This is a genomic window from Enterobacter sp. SGAir0187 (assembly GCF_002952735.2).
Lineage (GTDB): Bacteria > Pseudomonadota > Gammaproteobacteria > Enterobacterales > Enterobacteriaceae > Enterobacter > Enterobacter quasiroggenkampii.
In genome coordinates this window covers 492,748-514,213 of record NZ_CP025034.2, presented here as the reverse complement: position 1 = coordinate 514,213, position 21,466 = coordinate 492,748, and the positions used below count along the sequence as shown (strand labels likewise).

Annotated in this window: 20 protein-coding genes; 5 read left to right on the top strand and 15 right to left on the bottom strand. The window is 56.2% G+C overall.

Annotated features, from left to right (window positions below):
* Window positions 1–28: 28 nt before the first annotated feature.
* From CWR52_RS02415 to blr, 3 genes are all read right to left on the bottom strand, one after another.
* The gene (locus tag CWR52_RS02415) at window positions 29–469 is read right to left on the bottom strand and encodes a DUF2569 domain-containing protein (RefSeq protein ID WP_045910336.1); all 441 of its coding nucleotides are present in this window, start codon (window positions 467–469) and stop codon (window positions 29–31) included.
* An 86-nt stretch (window positions 470–555) separates the two neighbouring features.
* On the bottom strand, window positions 556–771 hold the full coding sequence (gene ydgT, locus CWR52_RS02410; protein ID WP_013096896.1) for a transcription modulator YdgT: 216 nt from the start codon (window positions 769–771) through the stop codon (window positions 556–558).
* A gap of 231 nt (window positions 772–1,002) precedes the next feature.
* On the bottom strand, window positions 1,003–1,128 hold the full coding sequence (gene blr / locus CWR52_RS02405; protein ID WP_168112406.1) for a division septum protein Blr: 126 nt from the start codon (window positions 1,126–1,128) through the stop codon (window positions 1,003–1,005).
* 243 nt (window positions 1,129–1,371) lie between these two features.
* Between blr and CWR52_RS02400 the strand changes: the two genes are divergently transcribed.
* Window positions 1,372–2,412 carry an oxidoreductase gene (locus CWR52_RS02400; RefSeq protein ID WP_104948744.1) on the top strand — a complete coding sequence of 347 codons (1,041 nt, stop codon included), beginning with the start codon at window positions 1,372–1,374 and terminating at the stop codon, window positions 2,410–2,412.
* Between the two features lie 55 nt (window positions 2,413–2,467).
* On the opposite strand, the gene add is transcribed toward CWR52_RS02400, so the two are convergent.
* From add to malX, 3 genes are all read right to left on the bottom strand, one after another.
* Complete coding sequence (gene add / locus CWR52_RS02395; protein ID WP_104948743.1) at window positions 2,468–3,469, bottom strand: adenosine deaminase; 1,002 nt, start codon at window positions 3,467–3,469, stop codon at window positions 2,468–2,470.
* A 96-nt stretch (window positions 3,470–3,565) separates the two neighbouring features.
* Window positions 3,566–4,738: a MalY/PatB family protein gene (locus CWR52_RS02390; RefSeq protein ID WP_104948742.1), complete on the bottom strand. Its 1,173-nt coding sequence runs from the start codon at window positions 4,736–4,738 to the stop codon at window positions 3,566–3,568.
* A 48-nt stretch (window positions 4,739–4,786) separates the two neighbouring features.
* Complete coding sequence (gene malX / locus CWR52_RS02385) at window positions 4,787–6,379, bottom strand: maltose/glucose-specific PTS transporter subunit IIBC (RefSeq protein WP_024909342.1); 1,593 nt, start codon at window positions 6,377–6,379, stop codon at window positions 4,787–4,789.
* Window positions 6,380–6,558: 179 nt separating this feature from the next.
* Between malX and CWR52_RS02380 the strand changes: the two genes are divergently transcribed.
* Window positions 6,559–7,587, top strand: a complete 1,029-nt coding sequence (locus CWR52_RS02380) for a Mal regulon transcriptional regulator MalI (RefSeq protein ID WP_104948741.1) — start codon at window positions 6,559–6,561, stop codon at window positions 7,585–7,587.
* A 114-nt stretch (window positions 7,588–7,701) separates the two neighbouring features.
* Here CWR52_RS02380 and CWR52_RS02375 read toward each other — a convergent pair whose 3' ends face one another.
* A complete protein-coding gene (locus tag CWR52_RS02375) occupies window positions 7,702–9,234 on the bottom strand; it encodes a YdgA family protein (protein WP_104948740.1) in 1,533 nt (510 codons plus the stop codon).
* Window positions 9,235–9,333: 99 nt separating this feature from the next.
* A complete protein-coding gene (manA, locus tag CWR52_RS02370) occupies window positions 9,334–10,509 on the bottom strand; it encodes a mannose-6-phosphate isomerase (RefSeq protein WP_104948739.1) in 1,176 nt (391 codons plus the stop codon).
* A gap of 199 nt (window positions 10,510–10,708) precedes the next feature.
* On the opposite strand from manA, the gene fumA reads away from it, so the two are divergent.
* A complete protein-coding gene (fumA, locus tag CWR52_RS02365) occupies window positions 10,709–12,355 on the top strand; it encodes a class I fumarate hydratase FumA (RefSeq protein WP_028012930.1) in 1,647 nt (548 codons plus the stop codon).
* Between the two features lie 183 nt (window positions 12,356–12,538).
* Window positions 12,539–13,933, top strand: a complete 1,395-nt coding sequence (gene fumC, locus CWR52_RS02360) for a class II fumarate hydratase (protein WP_104948738.1) — start codon at window positions 12,539–12,541, stop codon at window positions 13,931–13,933.
* Here the strand turns inward: fumC and tus are convergent, their stop codons facing one another.
* The 4 genes from tus to rstA form a co-directional block, all read right to left on the bottom strand.
* The gene (gene tus / locus CWR52_RS02355; protein WP_104948737.1) at window positions 13,934–14,863 is read right to left on the bottom strand and encodes a DNA replication terminus site-binding protein; all 930 of its coding nucleotides are present in this window, start codon (window positions 14,861–14,863) and stop codon (window positions 13,934–13,936) included. It lies immediately after the preceding gene.
* Window positions 14,864–14,936: 73 nt separating this feature from the next.
* On the bottom strand, window positions 14,937–16,235 hold the full coding sequence (rstB, locus tag CWR52_RS02350; RefSeq protein WP_033145344.1) for a two-component system sensor histidine kinase RstB: 1,299 nt from the start codon (window positions 16,233–16,235) through the stop codon (window positions 14,937–14,939).
* 75 nt (window positions 16,236–16,310) lie between these two features.
* Window positions 16,311–16,571 carry a hypothetical protein gene (locus CWR52_RS02345; protein WP_104948736.1) on the bottom strand — a complete coding sequence of 87 codons (261 nt, stop codon included), beginning with the start codon at window positions 16,569–16,571 and terminating at the stop codon, window positions 16,311–16,313.
* A 244-nt stretch (window positions 16,572–16,815) separates the two neighbouring features.
* Window positions 16,816–17,532 (bottom strand): two-component system response regulator RstA, encoded by a 717-nt coding sequence (gene rstA, locus CWR52_RS02340; RefSeq protein ID WP_021241154.1) that lies wholly within the window; start codon window positions 17,530–17,532, stop codon window positions 16,816–16,818.
* 128 nt (window positions 17,533–17,660) lie between these two features.
* On the opposite strand from rstA, the gene CWR52_RS02335 reads away from it, so the two are divergent.
* Window positions 17,661–17,996, top strand: a complete 336-nt coding sequence (locus CWR52_RS02335) for a GlpM family protein (protein ID WP_104948735.1) — start codon at window positions 17,661–17,663, stop codon at window positions 17,994–17,996.
* On the opposite strand, the gene folM is transcribed toward CWR52_RS02335, so the two are convergent.
* The 3 genes from folM to ydgH all read right to left on the bottom strand — a co-directional run bounded on the left by folM (window position 17,993) and on the right by ydgH (window position 21,266).
* Window positions 17,993–18,715: a dihydromonapterin reductase gene (gene folM, locus CWR52_RS02330; protein WP_048030718.1), complete on the bottom strand. Its 723-nt coding sequence runs from the start codon at window positions 18,713–18,715 to the stop codon at window positions 17,993–17,995. The two genes, CWR52_RS02335 and folM, sit on opposite strands and share 4 nt — an antisense overlap.
* Window positions 18,716–18,754: 39 nt before the next feature.
* Window positions 18,755–20,137 (bottom strand): amino acid permease, encoded by a 1,383-nt coding sequence (locus tag CWR52_RS02325; protein ID WP_104948734.1) that lies wholly within the window; start codon window positions 20,135–20,137, stop codon window positions 18,755–18,757.
* A 184-nt stretch (window positions 20,138–20,321) separates the two neighbouring features.
* On the bottom strand, window positions 20,322–21,266 hold the full coding sequence (gene ydgH, locus CWR52_RS02320; protein WP_104948733.1) for a DUF1471 family protein YdgH: 945 nt from the start codon (window positions 21,264–21,266) through the stop codon (window positions 20,322–20,324).
* Window positions 21,267–21,466: the final 200 nt, after the last annotated feature.

The following is a 21,466-nucleotide window of genomic DNA, read 5'->3' as shown; positions in this document are numbered from 1 at the left end:
AGGCGACAACAGGTTATCTGTAGGGTTATTACGGGTTCACGAAAGTGTTTTTCACCCGTGTCGAACGCTTGAAGTAGGGCACCAGCAGCGCCGCGGCCAGCAACGGGAAAAGCAGCTGACGAACGGCCAGCGCGTCTGAAACGGGCGAAAAAGCAAATGCCTTCACCGCCAGCAGGACCGAAACCAACAGCCAGATAATGTAGTGCTTAGGCACATTCTTACGGCGCTTAAAGAAGGCGATGGTCAGCCACAGCGTGTAGTACCACATCCCGATCGCGAAAACGAACGACACAAACCACAAAGCAATATTAAGCACGCTTTGCGACATCAGGGTCTGGATGGCGTGGGGGGTAATCAGTGCGGTGGTATAAAGCAGCAGCGCAAGTGATGCGCTTAATAAGGCAACCAGCAGCCATGCCAGTGGGGCGATTAACCAGCCTCCAATGCGTTCTCCAGGCGTTGCGGTCATGAACTCTCCCATAATCTGCGCGAAATGTTGTACAGCCAGTTGGCAGGGCGGAGAGTATATAACATTTCGCGCGGATGGCTACTTTCTTATAAAACGTAACGCCATACGGACTTAGGCACTTCGCCGACGTTGAACAAACGACCACCGGAGACCAGCTCCGCACGGCGATGGTCAGCGGCGCGATACATATTAATGATGTCCTGATTATCCGACAGGGTGTAGTTCAGATGGTCAAACAGTTTTTCCAGGCTCTCAAGCGAATTGATCTTGCGAAATTTTAATAAATAGTCCTGAACTGTCATATTAATAAGTTTCCATATAAAAGTGAGTAATACCAGTTAAGGTAATTCGTTCGAATAATAAACGGATTAATAAAGACGTAAACAGCCCACTCAGGTAACGCGACGAAATTAGGAGTTTTCTTTGCTGAAATTCAGGCATCAGACGATGCCTGGAAGAGAAGGTTAACCGTGTTCACCAGGGCTGGCAATAAGTAACTGACATATTATGTCACTCTTTATTGCAGTAACCGGTTACTTAGGTTGAGCGACGGTGACAGGCTCCGGCGGCTGGTAGTTATCGATATGGCTGGCAACGCCCAGCAAAATGACCGAAACCCCAAGGACAATCCATCCCGCTAATTCAATGATTCGATTAATAATTGACGTCATGATACGTAATTGTACTTTATCCATAAAGACAGGGCGCAAATGTTACAGCGACGTTTCCATGACGGCAAGGGCTTTGGGAACGGTTCCCTTAAACAAAATCAGTAGGTTAATACTATGTAACAAAAACAATCCGTATAACCTGCTATTTTACGTCATAGGGCACATTATTAATCCGTGGTAATGCCAGGCTAGCCAGTGTGAAATAAGAACGTCATAACAGAGGATGGCACTATGAGTGATAATATCCGCGTTGGGCTTATCGGTTACGGGTACGCAAGCAAAACGTTTCATGCGCCTCTGATAGCCGGGACGCCGGGCATGGCGCTGGCGGTGGTATCCAGCAGCGACGCTGCAAAAGTCCATGCCGACTGGCCTTCCGTGCCGGTTGTCTCAGAGCCGAAACATCTTTTCAACGATCCCAATATTGATTTAATCGTTATCCCCACGCCGAACGATACCCACTTTCCGCTGGCAAAGGCCGCGCTGGAAGCCGGAAAACATGTGGTTGTCGATAAACCCTTCACCGTGACACTGTCACAGGCCCGCGAGCTGGATGCGCTGGCAAAGAGTCTGGGCAGGCTGCTGTCGGTGTTTCATAACCGCCGCTGGGACAGCGATTTTCTGACGATAAAACGGCTTCTCAGTGAAGGCGCGTTAGGGGAGATCCTCTTTTTTGAATCCCACTTTGACCGTTTTCGTCCGCAGGTACGAAACCGCTGGCGTGAGCAGGCCGGCCCTGGCAGCGGCATCTGGTATGATTTAGCCCCGCATCTGCTGGATCAGGCCGTCAATCTCTTTGGCCTGCCGGTGAGCATGACGGTCGATCTGGCCCAGCTCAGGCCCGGGGCGCAGACGACCGATTACTTCCACGCGGTGCTCAGTTACCCGCAGCGGCGGATTGTGCTGCACGGGACGATGGTCGCGGCTGCAGAATCTGCCCGCTATATTATTCACGGCACGCGCGGGAGCTACGTGAAGTTTGGTCTCGACCCGCAGGAAGACAGGCTGAAAAACGGTGAGCGTCTGCCGCAGGAAGACTGGGGCTATGATATGCGCGACGGCGTCGTCACGCGGGTGGAAGGCGAGGAGCTGGTCGAAGAGACCTTGCTGACGATACCGGGTAACTATCCGGCGTATTATGCCGCTATCCGTGATGCGCTGAATGGCACGGGGGAGAACCCGGTTCCGGCCAGCCAGGCGATACAAATTATGGAGCTGATTGAGCTGGGCATCGAATCTGCCAAACATCGCGCCACGCTCTGTCTGGCATAAGTTTTTGACGTTGTTGTAGGCCGGGTAAGGCGTAGCCGCCACCCGGCAAAAGGGTTTACGCGGTTGCCACCTTATCCCGCAGCGCCTGCTTCTCAGCAGGCGTCAGGAAGGCAATTTCCAGCCCGTTAATCTGTGCCTGACGGATCTGCTCACGGCTCAGACCCGCCTGCGGTGCGGCGATGTTGTACTCGTGGATGATATCCACGCCCTGAACCGCCGGATCGTCCGTATTCAGAGAGGCCAGCACGCCGTGTTCAAGGAACGTTTTCAGCGGGTGCTGCGACAGCGATGCTACGGTGCTGGTCTGAATGTTAGACGTCAGGCACGACTCAATACCGATACGCTGCTCAGCCAGGAAATCCATCAGCGCGCGATCTTCGACCGCCTTCACGCCGTGACCAATACGCTCTGCGCCCAGCTCACGGATGGCCTGCCAGATGCTTTCCGGGCCAGCCGCTTCACCCGCGTGCACCGTAATGTGCCAGCCGGCATCGCGCGCGCGGTTGAAGTGGGAGAGGAACAGGCTACCCGGGAAGCCCAGCTCGTCACCGGCGAGGTCGACGGCGGTGATGGCATCACGATGGGCCAGCAGCGCCTCCAGCTCCTGCAGGCAGGCGGCTTCACCGAACGTACGGCTCATGATGCCGATCAGGCGGGCCTGAACGTCGAAGGTTTTACACCCTTCGCGGACGCCTTCAATGACGGCTTCCACCACGCCTGCAACGGGCAGGTTGTGGGTCATCGCCATATAGCCCGGCGAGAAGCGCAGCTCGACGTAGTGCAGGCCGTTGCGGGCGGCATCTTCGATGTTCTCAAACGCCACGCGGCGGCAGGCATCCAGCGACGCCAGCATCTTCACGCCCCAGTCGAGTTTGCTCAGGAAGCTCACCAGGTCCGGTTCATTAGAGATCACCTGTACGTGAGGGATCAAGGACTCAAGGGTCTGAGCAGGAAGCGTTAAATTGAACTGGCGGCCAAGATCGAGGATGGTTTGGGCACGAATGTTACCGTCAAGGTGACGATGAATATCAGTTAAAGGCAGGCGTGTATCAATCATGGTCGCACTCTTTTCTGGTTAAAGTGCGCCATATTATAAAAACAAAACGGGGTAAAAAGCTATTTGCGCAAGGGAATATTCCGTTGCGCAAGTTAATTACAGGAGCGTGTTAATCCCGGCGATGAGGCGTTGAACTCCTTGCTCCAGCTTGCTGCGGGGGCAGCCCGCATTTAAGCGCACGAAGCCATTTCCCTCTTTCCCGTAGGTATATCCCGGCATGATGGCAACTTTTTGCTGCTCGATCAGCACTTTTTGCAGCGCCCGATCGTCAATGTTCAGTGGCCGCAGATCGATCCAGGCCAGATAGGTCGCTTCCGGTGGCTGCCAGTTCAGTTTCGGAAAAGCGCTGTTTAGTTCCTGTGCGATATACAACAAATTCCCTTCCAGATAACCCCGCAGGGCATCCAGCCACGGCGCTCCCTGCTGATAGGCGGCGATATGCGCCGTCAGCGCCAGCACGGAAGGGGAAGAGAGCCCATCCCGGCCTTTTAGCGCGCTGAGATAGCCGTTACGGCTCTCTTCATCGCCGATCAGGCCGTAAGCCCCGGTCAGCGCCGGAATGTTAAAGCTTTTCGAGCCGGAGGTCAGAAGCGCCCATTTGCCCTGCGCCACGGTGTTCCACGGCGTGTGACGATGTTCTCCCCACACCATGTCCATATGGATTTCATCGCTGATCACCGCCACGTCGTAGCGTGCGCACAGTTCCGCCATGTGCGTCAGCTCATCCCGCGTCCAGACCTTGCCGGTCGGGTTCTGCGGGCTGCACAGCAGCAAAATTTTGTTTTCCGGTTTCGCCAGCGCCGCTTCGAGGGCCGCCATATTGCCCTGCCAGCCTGCAGCCTGCTTTTCCATCTCAACCGCCACAATACGACGCGCGTTACCCTCTATGGTTTTATAAAACGCATCGTATGCCGGGGTGTGCACCACCACGCCGTCGCCGGGGGTTGACCAGAGGCGTATCAGTTCAGAGACCATGTAGATGACGGACGGACCATAAACCACGCTTTCAGTATCAATTCGGCTGTTAAAACGCTGCTGGAACCAGTGCGCGACGGCGGCAAGAAACTCGTCGTTCTTCCAGCGGCTATAGCCAAACACGCCGTGATGAATGCGCTGATGCAGCGCGTCGATTATGCAGGGTGCGGTGGCGAAATCCATATCGGAGATGGTGAAGGGCAGCAGATCGTCCGCGCCAAAACGGTCGGCGACGTAGTCCCACTGCGTACACCAGGTGCCGTGTCGATCCACGACGGTGGAGAAATCAAACATGCTTTAATCCTTAACGTAAAACCCCCTCATGGAGAGGGGGCTGAGGCATCAGGCTTCTACTGTTCGCATCAGGGTTGCCAGCTCATCTTTCACTGACTGTACCTGCGGGCCGATAACCACCTGCAAATTGTGCTGATTTAACTGTACCACGCCGATAGCCCGGTTGGCTTTCAGGGCGTTGGTATCCACTTTTGACATATCCGCCACCGACAAACGCAGGCGGGTAATGCAGTTATCCAGCGAGGTAATGTTCTCCGCACCGCCCAGCGCCGCCAGAATGGCAGGGGTGTTGTAGCCGGATTTGCCCACGGTACCGGCAACCGCCTGTTCCACGCTGGTGGCCGTATCGGTATCGCGGCCTGGCGTTTTCAGGTTAAAGCGGGTGATGGCGAAGCGGAAGATCCCGTAGTACACCACGAACCAGATTGCTGCCACGACCGGGACGAGATACCACTTGGTGGAGAGGCCGTGCAGGATCCCGAAGACCACGAAGTCAATCACGTTGCCGTCGGTGTTACCGATGGTGACGCCCAGCACCGCCATCACAGTAAAGCCCAGACCGGTCAGCACAGCGTGAATCAGATACAGCACCGGCGCAACGAACAGGAACAGGAACTCGATAGGCTCGGTGGTCCCGCCCACGACGCAGGCGATCACGCCGGAAATCAGCAGGCCTTTAATTTTATGACGGTTTTCCGGACGCGCGCAGTGGTACATCGCCAGTGCGGCACCCGGCAGGCCGCCGAGGAAGGCCGGCATTTTACCCTGAGACAGGAAGCGGGTGGCGCTTTCGGAGAAGCCGTGGGTGGTCGGGCAGCTCAGCTGCGCCTGGAAGATAGTCAGCGCGCCGCTCACGTCGTGACCGCACACCTCCATCGTCCCGCCCGCTTCGGTGAAGCGAATCAGGGCCACCAGGATATGCTGCAGGCCAAACGGCAGCAGCAGACGCTCGCCGGTGCCGAAGATCATCGGACCGAAATCTCCCGCGCCGTTGATGATGCGGCCAATGCCGTTGATGCCCATCGCGAAAACTGGCCAAATCAGCGGAATGATCAGACCAAACAGGCCCATCACCACCAGGGTGATAATCGGCACAAAGCGGGTACCGCCGAAGAACGCCAGGGCATCCGGCAGGCGGATATTGTGAAAGCGCTCGTGCAGCATCCAGATAATCACCCCGGCGATCACCGCCCCGAGGATCCCGGTATCAATAGACTGGATACCAATCACGCTCTGAATGTTGTTAGCTTTCAGCACGGCAGCGTCGGTGGTCGGCAGAATACCTTTCGCGGTCAGCCAGAAGTTAACCGCGAGGTTCATCACCGCGTAACCCACAAAACCGGCAAACGCCGCGACGCCTTTGTTCTCGCGGGCCAGGCCCAGCGGGATAGCAATACAGAACATCACGGGCAGGAAACTAAACGCGAAGGAGCCGACTTTACTCATCCAGATAAAGATCGCCTGCAGCACGGGGGTGCCGAGGAACGGGATCAGCGTGATGACGTCTTTACTGCTGAGGGAGCTGCCGATACCCAGCATGATCCCGCAGAACGAGAGAAGCGCCACGGGCAGCATAAAGGTTTTACCCAGTTGCTGGAAAAATTCCCACAGCGATATTTTTTGTGCTGCTTTCGCCGTCATATAACGACTCCTTTATTGTTAAAATCAGTTTGTCTGCTTCAATGCTGCGAGAAGATAAAACGTTTTATCAAAGTTTAGTGCGCGCTAAATCACATTCTCAGGCTTTGACTGGTAGTATAAAGATTACGTATTGATAAAACGTTTTACCGATCTCATTTTTCAGGGAGTCACTCCAGGACATGGCTGTAGCGAAAAAAGTCACCATCAACGATGTCGCGCTGGCGGCGGGGGTTTCCGTCAGCACCGTTTCTCTGGTACTGAGCGGAAAAGGGCGCATCTCTCCCGCGACCGGTCAGCGGGTGAACGAGGCGGTTGAGCAGCTGGGCTTTGTGCGAAACCGCCAGGCGTCGGCGCTGCGCGGCGGGCAAAGCGGGGTGATTGGCCTGATTGTCCGTGACCTGACGTCACCGTTCTATGCGGAGCTGACCGCCGGCTTAACCGAAGCGCTTGAAGCGCAGGGGCGGATGGTCTTTCTGCTTCACGGCGGTCGCGAGGCCGATCAGCTGCTTTCCCGGCTCGATATGCTGCTGAACCAGGGGGTGGACGGGGTGATCGTCGCCGGGGCATCGGGCGTGGGCAGTGAACTTTGCGAGCGCGCCGCCGAAAAAGGCGTGCCGCTGGTGTTTGCTTCACGCGCCAGCTACCTCGATGAAGCCGATACGTTGCGCCCGGATAACATGCAGGCCGCGCAAATGCTGACCGAGCATCTTATTCGTCGTGGGCATCAGCGCATTGCCTGGCTGGGCGGTAAAAGCTCGTCCCTCACCCGCGCCGAGCGGGTCGGCGGCTACTGCGCGACGCTGATTAAATACGGCCTGCCGTTCCACAGCGAGTGGGTTGTTGAGTGTGAGTCCAGCCAGAAGATGGCGGCGGAAGCGATAGGCGCGCTGCTGCGAAGCAATCCGACGATCAGCGCCGTGATTTGCTACAACGATGTGATTGCCATGGGGGCCTGGTTTGGCCTGATTCGCGCCGGGCGTCAGAGCGGCGAGGGCGGGGTGGAAACCTTCTTCGGCCATCAGGTGGCGTTAGGGGCGTTCGCCGACGTTGGTGAAAACGCCCTCGACGACCTGCCGATCGTCTGGGCCACGACCCCCGCGCGGGAGATGGGTTACACCCTGGCGGACAGAATCATGCAGCGTATCGACAATGCGGATGTGCAGGCCGGGCACCAGATTGTGGCGGCGCGGTTAGTGACGGTGAAATAATATCGCCCGGCGGCGCTTCGCTTGCACGGGCCTGCAACGGCTCTGAATCGCAGGCCGGGTAAGCGTCAGCGCCACCCGGCAATAAAAAACCCCTCATGCGAGGGGTTTTGACGTTTACTGCTGCGGTGCCGCCGGTACGGCTGGCGCTGCGGGTTCAGCCGGTTCCGGCATTCCCAGCGTCGGCATACCAAACATGCCAACAAACTCTTCCAGCGGCATTTTGTCGCCGTTGAGCGTGACCTGGCCGTTGGCGTACTGCAGGCTGGTGGAAATCGTGTTGTTGTCCACCTTCGTGATGCGGAACATCTGGCCCATTGCCGCCAGACCTTTCACCTGCTGGTTCGCCAGCTTGCCAGCGTCTTCATCGCCGTAGCCTTCCAGCTTCGCAATCTGGGTCATAAACTCGGTCGCCATATCCATCGGGATGGTCAGCTTGCTGTCGAGCGACTTCACGCTGCGATCCACTTCCTGCGCCAGCGTCTGCGGTTCACCCGTGGCGGTGGCCGGATCCTTCAGGAACAGAGACAGGTTAAAGCTGGTTTCACCTTTGCTGTTTTTCCAGCTCAGCGGCGCAACGGTGATCACCGGCTCGCCTTTCAGCAGGATCGGCAGGTTGTTGAACAGCACTGCCATCGCCTGCTGCTGGTACACTTCCGGGTTCTGCTGCAGCGCGGCATCGGTCAGCAGCGCCTGGCTCTCTTTGCTGTATTTCTGGCTAAATTCGTGCCACGCCTGGCCGTCGATATTGCCGATCTTCAGCGACAGTTTGCCTGTGCCCAGATCCTGATTCTGCACTTTCAGGCTCTTCAGCGTGTAATCCAGCTGGGTATTGATGCTCTTACCGTCTTTGGACACGTCGGATTTGCCGTTGACGTCCATGCCTTCCAGCACGGCCATCTCTTTGCCTTCAACCGCAATGGCGACTTTATCGAGAGACAGTTTCTGATCGCCGATACGCTCTTTAAAATCGGTCATGCGGCTGTTGCCGTCGGCCTTCAGGTTGTTGAAGGTGAGCTGAACTTTTTGATTGTATTCGTTCACGGCGTTGACCAGGCCACTTTCCGCTTCACCCGTCAGGGAGAACACGTTTCCGTCGAGGTCCGCGTCAAGTTTGAAGTGACCACCGCTAAAGGCGACTTTCTCATTCTCTTTCTCGTAGTTCAGCGCTTTCAGCGCGATATCGGAACTGGTGTCACCGGCATAGCTGATGCGGGTGTCGATTTCGAAAGGTGAGGTATTTTTTGCCAGGTCGAACAGCGGTTTGGTGACGTCGTTATTCACCAGGACCGTGTGAACGGACGCCATTGACGGGATCAGATTAAAGGACTTCAGCTGCGCCAGCGGGAATGGACCGTGGCTGACCACTTCATCCAGCACCACGCTCTGGCCCGGTTTCAGCCAGCCGTTTTCCGTACCGGCAACCGGCTTCACCACTACCTGCATACGGCTGGTAAACACGCCGCGCTCATAATTTTGATAGCTCAGCTCAAGGCCCGCTTCCGGCGCGCTGCGCTTAATCTCTCCGTTAGCCTGCGCCACCATCTCAGCCAGGCGTCCTTCCAGCTGTTTCCCGGTAAACCAGGAGGCACCCGTCCAGACCACGCCTAACGCTACAATCACTCCTACCGCTACGACCGATTTTTTCATTGCGACTATCCCTAAAATGAAACCAGGCGGTAAAAACCGCCCGGAGATATTAAGCCTGCAACTAGCTTAGCAAGAGTTGTTAAAAAATTCAGTAAGTGCTTAAAGCTTATTGAAAACGCGCGCCAGTCGACCGGTGCCGCTTACGCTAACCGGAGACTCATTGGCTGCAACGAATGCTGATTCACCGGGCTTAAGCACCAGACGCTGTTCGCCTTTGTGCAGCGTCGCTTCGCCTTCCACGCAGAACAGGATCGCCGCACTTTCCTGTGCGATGGTCGTTTCTGTCTGGCTCAGGTCGTGCAGGGAGAAAGCAAAATCCTCAACCGGAATCGGGAAGTCCAGCTCTGCGCCGTTTTTCACCGGCTGAGTCAGCAGCTCCGCGGCAGGTTTCGCCACAAACTTCACGTTGGCAACCAGCTCAGGGATGTCGATATATTTCGGCGTCAGGCCCGCGCGCAACACGTTGTCAGAGTTGGCCATCACCTCCAGCGCTACGCCCTGCAGGTAGGCGTGCGGGGTTTCCGCGAACAGGAACATCGCTTCGCCCGGGTTCAGCTTCACCACGTTCAGCAGCAGAGGGGAGAACAGGCCGCTATCGTCAGGGTAAAACTCGGAAATCAGGCGGATGGTCTCCCACGGTTCCCCTTGCTGGCTGTTCAGGGCCGCTTTCAGCACCGCCAGCGCGTGAGATTTCTCTTCACCCTGCATATTCAGCAGGCTGGCAAACAGCTGGCTGAGCGCGTCCGCGTTTGGGTTTTCGAGGAAGTGGGCAATAGCCTTGTTGGCACCCGCGACCGGCTGCAGCAGGGGGATAATCTCTGAAAACTCGCGGAAGGCGTTCATCGCCAGGAACGGCGTCAGCGCGAACACCAGCTCCGGCTTGTGGTTAGGATCTTTGTAGTTACGCTCGGCGGCCTCCAGCGGGATGCCCGCCGCGTTCTCTTTGGCAAAGCCGATTTCAGACGCTTTTTTGTTCGGGTGAACCTGGATGGAGAGCGGCTGGTCGGCGCACAGCACCTTAAACAGGAACGGCAGTTCGCCAAAGCGCTGAGCCACCTTGTCGCCCAGCAGTGCGGCTTTATCGGCATCAATCACGTCACGCAGGCTGCGTACCTGGCCGCTGGCGTCTTCAATTTTTGAGCTGCTCTTCGGGTGCGCCCCCATCCACAGTTCCGCCATCGGCAGGTTGTTCGGGTTAGCGATACCGTAGAGATCCGTTAACGCAGTTTTACTTCCCCAGGCGTAGTTTTGCACTGAGTTAATGAGTTTTTGCATTATCAAGCCCTGATTCAAATGTGGAATTAACTCCGGGTATTAAAGCAATAAACCACGTGGAAGTAACCTGTGGATGTAAAAAGTCGTACTAGTCTCAGTTTTTGTTAAAAAATTGTGTAGGATAAGCTGACTCGCTTTTAAGCCGGGCAGCGGAACATCTGCCCTGAATAAACAGACCGAAGCAGTAAGTGAGAGAACAATGTCGAATAAACCCTTCCATTATCAGGATCCTTTCCCCCTCAGTAAGGATCAGACCGAGTATTACCTGTTAACCCGCGATCACGTCTCCGTCTCTGAGTTTGAAGGACAAGAGATCCTCAAGGTGGATCCGCAGGCGCTGACTCTGCTGGCGCAGCATGCTTTCCACGATGCCTCCTTTATGCTCCGCCCTGCGCATCAGCAGCAGGTTGCCGATATCCTGAGCGACCCGGAAGCCAGCGAAAACGATAAATACGTTGCCCTGCAGTTCCTGCGTAACTCCGATATCGCGGCGAAAGGCATTCTGCCAACGTGCCAGGATACCGGCACGGCGATCATCGTTGGTAAAAAAGGCCAGCGCGTCTGGACCGGCGGCGGTGATGAAGCGGCGCTGGCGCACGGTGTTTATAACACCTACACCGAAGACAACCTGCGCTATTCGCAAAACGCCGCGCTGGACATGTACAAAGAGGTCAACACTGGCACCAACCTGCCAGCACAGATTGACCTCTACAGCGTCGACGGTGATGAGTACAAATTCCTCTGTATCGCCAAAGGAGGCGGTTCGGCCAACAAAACCTATCTCTATCAGGAAACCAAAGCGCTGCTTACCCCGGGCAAGCTGAAGAATTACCTGGTTGAGAAGATGCGCACCCTCGGCACCGCGGCGTGCCCGCCGTACCATATCGCGTTTGTGATTGGCGGTACCTCGGCGGAAAGCACGCTGAAAACCGTGAAGCTGGCCTCAACCAAATACTACGACGGCCTGCCTACCGAAGGTAACGAACATGGTCAGGCGTTCCGCGACGTGCAGCTTGAGCAGGAGCTGCTGGAAGAAGCGCGTAACCTGGGTCTCGGCGCGCAGTTTGGCGGCAAATACTTCGCTCACGACGTGCGCGTGATCCGTCTTCCGCGTCACGGCGCTTCCTGCCCGGTCGGGATGGGCGTCTCCTGCTCTGCGGATCGCAACATCAAAGCGAAGATCAACCGCGAAGGCGTGTGGATCGAAAAACTGGAAAACAACCCGGGCAAGTACATTCCGGAAGCGCTGCGTAAAGCGGGCGAGGGGGAAGCGGTTCGCGTTGACCTGAACCGTCCGATGAAAGAGATTCTGGCGCAGCTGTCTCAGTATCCGGTTTCGACCCGTCTCTCCCTCAACGGCACGATTATCGTGGGCCGCGACATCGCGCACGCGAAGCTGAAAGAGCGCCTGGACAACGGCGAAGGGCTGCCGCAGTACATTAAAGATCACCCGATCTACTACGCTGGCCCGGCGAAAACGCCTGAAGGTTATGCGTCCGGCTCGTTAGGCCCAACCACGGCAGGGCGTATGGACTCGTACGTTGACCAGCTGCAGGCCAACGGCGGCAGCATGATCATGCTGGCGAAAGGTAACCGCAGCCAGCAGGTGACGGACGCCTGCCACAAGCACGGCGGCTTCTACCTCGGCAGTATCGGCGGCCCGGCTGCGGTTCTGGCGCAGGGCAGCATCAAGAGCCTGGAATGCGTGGAATACCCGGAACTGGGTATGGAAGCGATCTGGAAAATTGAAGTGGAAGATTTCCCGGCGTTTATCCTCGTGGATGACAAAGGCAACGACTTCTTCAAGCAGATCCAGTCGTCCCAGTGTTCGGCGTGTGTGAAGTAATTCTGTAAATTTCCGGGTGGCGGCTGCGCCTTACCCGGCCTACGAGTCTGGTAGGTCGGGTAAGCGTCAGCGCCACCCGACACCAAAAAGAGCGCACAAAGCGCCATAACGTTTCTCAGAAGTCATCAATACTTATCCCTTAAGCATGTGAGCAATCCCGACAGTGTTATCAAGGAGAAAGTAATGACCACGGTACGCCATGAGAAAGACTCGATGGGCGCCATCGACGTCCCGGCTGACAAGCTATGGGGCGCGCAAACCCAGCGTTCGCTGGAGCATTTCCGTATCTCGACTGAAAAAATGCCCGTCTCGCTGATTCAGGCGCTGGCCCTCACCAAACGCGCGGCCGCAAAAGTGAACCAGGATTTAGGCCTGCTGGCGGCAGACAAGGCCACCGCCATCATAAATGCCGCCGACGAAGTGCTGGCGGGCAAGCATCCCGATGAATTCCCTCTCGCCATCTGGCAGACCGGTTCCGGCACCCAAAGCAACATGAACATGAACGAAGTGCTGGCGAACCGGGCAAGCGAACTGCTGGGCGGCGTGCGCGGCATGGAGCGTAAGGTTCATCCGAACGATGACGTCAACAAGAGCCAGAGTTCTAACGACGTTTTCCCCACGGCCATGCACGTGGCGGCGGTGATTGCTATTCGCGAACAGCTAATCCCCCAGCTCAACGTCCTGAAATCTACGCTCAACGAGAAGGCGCAGGCCTTCCGCGACATCGTTAAAATTGGCCGTACGCACCTGCAGGACGCCACGCCACTGACGCTCGGCCAGGAGATTTCCGGCTGGGTGGCGATGCTGGAACACAACCTGAAGCATATTGAGAACAGCCTGCCGCACCTGGCGGAGCTGGCGCTCGGCGGCACGGCGGTGGGCACCGGGTTAAACACCCATCCGGAGTACGCGGTGCGCGTGGCGGAGGAGCTTGCGGCCATTACCGGGCAGCCGTTCGTCACGGCGCCCAACAAGTTCGAAGCGCTGGCGACCTGCGACGCGCTGGTCCACACCCACGGCGCGCTGAAAGGGCTGGCGGCCTCGCTGATGAAAATCGCCAACGACGTGCGCTGGCTGGGCTCGGGCCCGCGCTGCGGCATCGGTGAAATCAGCATTCCGGAAAACGAGCCGGGCAGCTCCATCATGCCGGGTAAAGTCAACCCGACCCAGTGCGAAGCCATGACCATGCTCTGCTGTCAGGTACTGGGCAACGACGTGGCCGTTAACCTGGGCGGTGCATCCGGCAACTTCGAGCTGAACGTCTATCGCCCGATGGTGATCCACAACGTTCTGCAATCGATTCGTCTGCTGGCAGACGGCATGGAGAGCTTTAACGAACACTGCGCGGTGGGGATCGAGCCAAACCGTGAGCGCATCAGCCAGCTGTTAAATGAGTCGCTGATGCTGGTGACCGCGCTCAATACCCACATTGGCTACGACAAAGCCGCCGAGATCGCCAAAAAAGCGCATAAGGAGGGGCTGACGCTGAAAGCCTCCGCCCTGGCGCTGGGCTATCTGACGGAGGCGGAGTTCGATGCCTGGGTGCGCCCTGAGGCGATGGTCGGCAGCCTGAAATAATCAACTCGCCACGTACAGGTGCAGCCGTGGAATAATCAGCTGCAGCGGCTGCGCCTGAGGTCGGTAACGGTGCTGGACATTGTCAGCATCGTAATTCAGCAACTCACCAATATCCGGCACGATAGCCCCCTGATCGGCATCATAGAGCGCAATCAGCGGCGTTGGACAGGCATACTGCACCTGTTTTTGCTGGCCGGAATACCAGACGCGGGCGATAGGCTGAACCTTCACCGGGCGCTTAATTTTGAGGCGCGTATCCGCCGGTAGCGAGGCGATGCTGTGGTACTCCTGCTCCAGGCGCTCAATCCACTGCTCTCGCGACCACGGTGCGACGGTGCGCGGCGCCTTGAGGCTTTTTTCCAGCTGCGCAAGGATCTCATCCCGGGTGAAGTTTTTAATGATGTGCTTATTCGCCCAGCCGAAGCGCAGCGTGGCGGGATGGCGCAGTACCGTCAGCGTACGATAGGCATTCAGCGTAATTAACCCCGGAAGCTGACGGTGTACCCATTCAAACCGGGCGGCAGGGGCCAGGCCCGACTCCTCGGTAACGATCTTCTCAAACGCCGCTTTCAGGCTATTGATATGGGTAATCTGGCTTTCCAGCGCCTCGCGCGCTGTCGCATCGGTTTGCAGACAAATGACCCCCGGCAGGCGTACGGCGGCCTTACTGCTGCGGTTTTCTGACTGCTGCTGGATAAACAGGCGACGATAGTGTTTTAGCGCCAGCTCAAGGGCCGCGCTGCCGATGTGCTGTTCGACCTCGATGGTGTCCAGCGGATCGTGCTCGGCTCCCTTAGCCACATCCGGCAGGGTAAAGACGCGCGCGGCCAGCAGGCGACAGGCCTGCAAACGCTCGGTCAGGGTCAGGAGTTCGTGTTCTATTTCCCGAAACGTGCCGTTAAGCCGTTCGATGAGATCGTAGTTCGCCATAAACACTCTCATTAGTTACAACATACTTATCATATAGCACAGCACGCCGGGTCAGGCCAGCGTGCGGTTGAAGTCAGGCAGGAACGGGAAGGGCGATGTTATGGTACACCGGCCAGCTAAAGCAGAAGCGCGCGCCGCCGAGCTCGCTCTCCTCGCAATGTACCGTGCCGCCCATGGCCTGCGCGATAGAGTAGACAATGGCCAGCCCCAGACCACAGCCTCCGGTGGCGCGATCGCGGCTGGGATCGAGGCGGACAAACGGTTCAAACACGGTTTCGCGTGCCTCCGGCGCAATCCCCGGCCCGTCATCCTCTACCGTCAGGCTGGCCTGATTACCCTGCAAATCCAGCCCAATCTGTAGCGTACTTTCGCTGTAGCGCATGGCGTTGTTCATCAGATTGTCCAGCACGCGTTCCATCAGGCGCATATCGAGTGCGCCGTAGTCACCCGGCGTAACGCGCGTCAACAGCGTACGCTGCGGGTTCACGCTCTGAACGTCGTCAATGTGGGTTTGCAGCCACGCGGGCAGATCCGGCGTGCTGAGGTTAAGCTCGTTTTGCGGGCGATCGAGGCGCGCGTAGGTCAGCAACTCCTCAATCAGTGCCTCAAGCTGGCCAATGTCGCGGTTAAGCGCCTGAGACTCTGCTTCCGTCAGATTCTCACTCATCTCCAGACGATAGCGCAGGCGCACCAGCGGCGTGCGCAGCTCGTGCGCAATTCCGTCGATCAGCTGTTTCTTACTGGCGATAAGGGCATTGATGTTATCGGCCATCTGGTTAAAGGCTACGCCCAGACGTTCAAAGCTGGAGCCGCTGTCGAAGTGAATGCGCTCGGTAAAATGTCCCTCACCAAAACGCTGCGCGGCGGATTCCAGCTTCAGCATGTCCTGCCAGTGCGGGCGCATCCAGATAAAAACCGGAAACGCCAGCGAAATGGCGATAAAGGCCATCAGCGCCATGTCCAGCAGGCGCATCTGATGCAGATAATAGAGATAGGGCACCGGCCCGACGGCCAGCACGTAATGGCTGCGCGGAATACGCTGGATAAAGGTGTATTTCTCATCCAGCGCGACGATATCCCCGTCGCGCAAACGCTGCATGGCGGGCGGATCCAGCTCAAAATCTTTCAACGGCTCAATGCGTAAATCGAATGACAGATTGAGATCCAGCTCTTTCAGGGTTTTCGCCCAGTCGTGTGGCGGGATCTCTCTCAGCTCGCTGCGCATCAGATAGAGCGAGCTTTTCATCAGGTCGTCCAGAGACTGCCTGCCCGCGCGTTCGGCGGTAAATTTATAGACCAGCCCGACCAGCATGGTCATCACCAGGAAGCAGACAAACAGTAAAAGATAAAACTGCACAAACAGCTTTTTCATTGGATCTCACCGCAAACACGCTATGTGCAGAATATACATGAAAACCCCTCGAGTTTTTCACGTCTGTCGAACGTGTTACATGGCTTTCGCGCTGTTTTTTACCTTGGCGATGAATTTTTCTGTCACGGCCAGGCCTTCTGCAATGTGCGTATCAATCACATCCGTTCCGTATTCGCTGATGAGATCCAGCAGTATTTCGTAAGACTGGATGAGTTCCAGCAGGTCAAAGAGCGCTTTTTGATCGGTGTGTGAGGGGGAGGCGTGGTTGAGGGTTGCCTGATTAACAATCCACTCAAGATTGGTTTTTATCGCTTCTACCTGACCGTAGCTATACATAATTCATGAGCTTAAATCCTCATTTCAAGATTTATGGGAGAGATGTCGTGAAAGCTTCACGGCGAAAATGAGTAAAACAATCGCAAGAGCGGGGCGAGCTGAAGAAAGGTGAGTCGAGAAGGTAATTATGGAATAGTTTGCGTGCTTAGCAAGTTAATTGTTGCGCAAACGTAAGAATAATAGCGCGAAGAGAAGGCATCATCGCGCAATGCCTTCATTTCGCGCAGGTTATCTTATCCGGTGATCAGGTTTCCCACGCATGTGGTGCAAACAGATAGCCCTTGTTACGCACGGTTTTAATGCGGTAGGGCTCGGTGGCGTTATCCTGCAGTTTTTTGCGCAGACGCGAAATCGCCACGTCCACGCTGCGGTCCATGCCGTCATAGCTTACGCCACGCAGGTTTTTCAGCAGCGCGTCACGGTCCATGATCTGCCCGGCATGCGTTGCCAGCTCCCACAGCAGGTCAAAATCTGCGGTGGAAAGGGCGATAAGCTCGCCAGAGAGCAGCACCTGACGGTTAATCGGATCAATAGACAGCGTACCGAAGCGCATCGCTTTGTGCGGCGTTAGAGACGGCGCCGGTGCTTCGCGTTCGATGCTGGCGTGCTGGCGTAAATGGAGGCGCAGGCGAGCGAGCAGGACGGCAGGCGGTGTGGTTTTCAGAATGTAATCATTGGCACCCATCTCCAGCGACAAAATATGGTTCATATCGCTGTCGAGTGAGGTGAGCAGGACGATAGGGCCCTCCCAACGGGCGCGCAGGTCCCGGCAGAGCGTCATGCCGTCTTTGCCTGGCAACATAATATCCAGCAATACCAGATCCGGGTTTTCACGGACGACCACCTCTTCGGCACGATCGCCGCGAGGTTCAACAATGACGTCCATATCATGTTTACCCAGATAAGCGGCGATCAACTGCCCGACTTCGGGTTCGTCTTCAACATAAACAATCTTATTCATACAGCGTCTGTTTTCGTGAAAAAAGCCAACATACACCGCGAAACCTTAACCTTCCATTAATCTTTCAAAATTAACGCCGGTTCCGTTATTCTGGCTGATATTGTGAGTTGATTATTTCAGGGAAAAATATGGGGCTGGTGATCAAAGCCGTGCTGGGCGCGCTGGTGGTATTACTGATTGGCATTCTGGCAAAAACGAAAAACTACTACATTGCCGGGCTTATCCCGCTGTTTCCGACCTTTGCGCTGATTGCTCACTATATCGTGGCGTCTGAACGGGGTACGGAAGCGTTACGCACGACCATCGTGTTTGGCATGTGGTCGATCATTCCGTATTTCCTCTACCTGCTTTCGCTGTGGTATTTCACCGGTTTTCTGCGTCTTCCCCTGGCGCTGAGCGGGGCGGTGGTCTGCTGGGGGCTCAGCGCCTGGCTGTTAATTTTCTTCTGGAGCCGCTTTCACTAGCGCAGCGGTCGGCCGCCGTCCACGGCAAAAGTTCTGCCGGTGACGTAGCAACTGGTGAGCAGGTAATCCACAAGGTCGATGACCTCTTTCTCGCCCGGGGCAATTTTCATGAGCGACTTATTCAGCGCCTGCTGGCGATACTCCGCATCATCGTTTTCGTTAAATAAAATCATCGCCGGGGCGATGGCATTCACCTTCACCTCGGGGGCGAGCTTACGGGCAAACGAGCGGGTCATGTTATCCAGCGCGGCTTTACTGGCCGCATAGGCGATGTGCTTGTCGCTGCCGCGCTCCACCACATAATCAGTGAAGTGAATGATGTCGCCCGCAGCATGCCCGTGGCCGCGCAGCAGATCCTGCAGAGCATGATTCAGCAGATAAGGGGTATTAACATGGATCTGCAACATGGCGGCAAGCGTTTCGCTGAGCGAGGTACCGGTTTTTTCGGCCTGCCATGCGCTGGCGTTATGGATCACGGCGCGCAGCCCCGCAGTGGTGGATTTCACCTTTTCCGCAAAGGCCAGAATGCCTTCATCGGTTGAAAAATCAGCCTGAATGCAGACAGCACCGGCTTTGCGTAGCCCTTCAATCGACGGGTATTCCGTACGGTAGCTCACTATGACCGGATGGCGAAGGTTGAGAAAGTGATGGGCGAGAGCGAGGCCGATACGGCGGCCTCCACCGGTGATCAGTATGGGGCGAAGCGGTGCATTTCCCATCGTATTCTCCTTTACAGTTCAACAATGGGAAAGGCGATGCTATCCCATTAACATCCAGGTTGCCGGCAGGGCAGCAACCAGTAGCAGTCCAATTAATGCCATCTCACGGCGTTTCAGCGCATTCTCCAGCTGATGCGTGCGGCGGGCGTAGATAAACACCAGCAGACCCGGTGCGTACAGCACTACTGACAGCAGCAGATGCATAGGGCCGGAAGCATACAACAACCACAGGCCGTAAATACAGGCTCCGACACCTACGACATAATGCGCCGGGCTTGTGGCAATTTTTAACAGATACGCACCCACTAAGAAATAGGGTACCAGAATCATCTCCGAGGCGATGGTCAGCAGCGTGTTATAGTCTGAACCTGTGAGCCAGATCAGCACCAGGCAGACCTGAACGCTGATGTTGGTCAGCCAGAGTGATGCAGACGGCGCGCTGTTTTTGTTTTGACGCGCAAACAGCCGTGGAAACGCCTTGTGCGTAGCGGCCAGGAAGGGCACTTCAGCCGCCATGATGGTCCAGCTCAGGTAGGCTCCGCAGACGGAGATAATAAGACCCGCCGCAATCACCACGTCGCCCCAGGGGCCGAGCATTTTCACCATCAGGCCTGCCATTGACGGGTTACGCATTTCAGCCAGTTCAGGACGCGCCACCACGCCCAGCGACAGCAGCGTTACCAGCAGATAGACCCCGAGCGCAGCCAGTACGGCCAGCAGCGTGGCGCGGCCTACATCGCGTTTATTTCGGGCCCGGGCAGAAACCACAACCGCGCCTTCAACGCCGATGAATACCCACAGGGTAATCAGCATCGTGTTTTTCACCTGCTCCCAGACGGGAACGCCCAGCGCAACGCCGCTGAAATCGAGCTTAAACACGTCGAGACGGAACGCAATAAAGGCCAGAACGATAAACAGGCCGAGCGGAACCAGCTTCGCGAGCGTCGCCACCAGGTTAATGCTGGCGGCCGTTTGTACGCCACGCAGCACCAGCCAGTGGACGAACCATAGCAGCACCGAGGCGCCCACAATAGACTGCCAGGTATTCCCGTCGCCAAAGAGGTGCAGCTCAGGCGTATCGGTAAAGAAACTGAGCGCCGAGAAAACAATCACCAGATAGGAGACGTTGGCGATAACCGCACACAGCCAGTATCCCCAGGCGGAACAGAAGCCAATCAGCTCGCCGAAGCCTTCACGGGCATAGGTGAAAATGCCGCCGTCCAGGTCCGGGCGAATGCGGGTCAGCAGCAGCATGGCGAAGGCCAGCAGCAATATCCCGACTCCCGTAATGCCCCAGCCAATGATGAGCGCAGACGGGCTGGCGACGGCCGCCATATTTTGCGGCAAACTGAATACGCCCGCACCCAGCATTGAGCTTAAAACGAGTGCAGTCAGAGCACTCAGGCCAAGTTTCTTTTCCATTGGCTTCCTGTTATGAAAGGTCAAAATCCAGAATAATTATTTCGCTCAGGCGCATAAAAATGGTGGATCACACTAAGGCGCGGGATTTTACGGAGTGTAACGAAAGCATGCAATGACGTGTGGCAGAAATTCAAAAAAAGTAACAAAAAAAGCGGCATTGCGCCGCCTTTCTTAAACGATTTTGTTACTTGTACAGATCGGCGCTAATGGTCACGTTGTTACCACGTTCCTGCCACTGGCGGGTGATGTGGTAGAACTTCGCCCCTTTCTTCGCCGCACGCTTCGCGACCTGGTAAGAGACTTCCGTCATGTTGCCGTAGTTGCCGGTAAATTTGATGCTGTCGAACGGCACCATCTGCGCGGCAGTGGCGTTGTTCAGCTCTTCAATTTTGGTACCGTCTGGCAGCGTAACCGAATAACGGCCACCTTTCGTGGACTGCGTTTCAAAGAAACGGCCCACTTCAGCGCTTGGCGCAGCCGTCGTTGCGACGCCTGGAATTTCCACTTTCTTCGCTTCTTCGCCGCCTTTCGCTATCGCCGCGCGACCGGCTTCTGAGTTCGCCGGAATCGCATCCGGGCTCTGCAGAACACGTTTTTTCGCATCTTCTTTATAGATGAACGCGGTTATACGCTGGTTGCCGCCCTGGTTAGCATCGACCTGACGCACGATGTAGAACGAGTAGGCCCCTTTCTCCTTCGCGGCTTTGGTGATGGCATCGTTCACTTCAGGCTGGCTGCGGTAAAAGCCCTGAACGGTGACGGTGTCGTACGGTTCCAGCGCAATAGCCTGATCTTTCGGCAGTTCAACAACACCGTTGATCACGCGGTTTTTCGCTGCGTCAGCTTTTGGCGCGTTGTCTTTATACAGCGCAATAGTCACGCGCTGGTTACCGCTGTTGCCGTTATCAGACTGGTCAACAACATAAAACGAGGCCGCCCCGTTTTTATCAGCGGCTTTTGATGCAGCGGCGACGGCGTCGCCAATAGAATTATAACGACCCACAATGACCTTATGGTCAAAAGGTTTTAACGCTGCCGCTTGCTCCGGCGTTAACTCTGTTGCGGCATTCGCAGACAGGGCGGTCGCGGAGAGAAGTGCGGACGCCAAGAGTGTGTTCTTAAGCTTCATAAAAATGATCCTTCGCCTTGCGCAAACCATGTACTGGTATTGTTGTTAATTTGAGACGGTCCCGATTATGGCATTTAAAACCCGTCGCTGTCTGCGCCATTTTTCACTGCCTGTGCTCACTGAATCACCTTATTCGATAACATTTAGTGATATGTTGAAAAAACACGCGTTTGACAAGTAAAACTGATAAAGCTTATGAC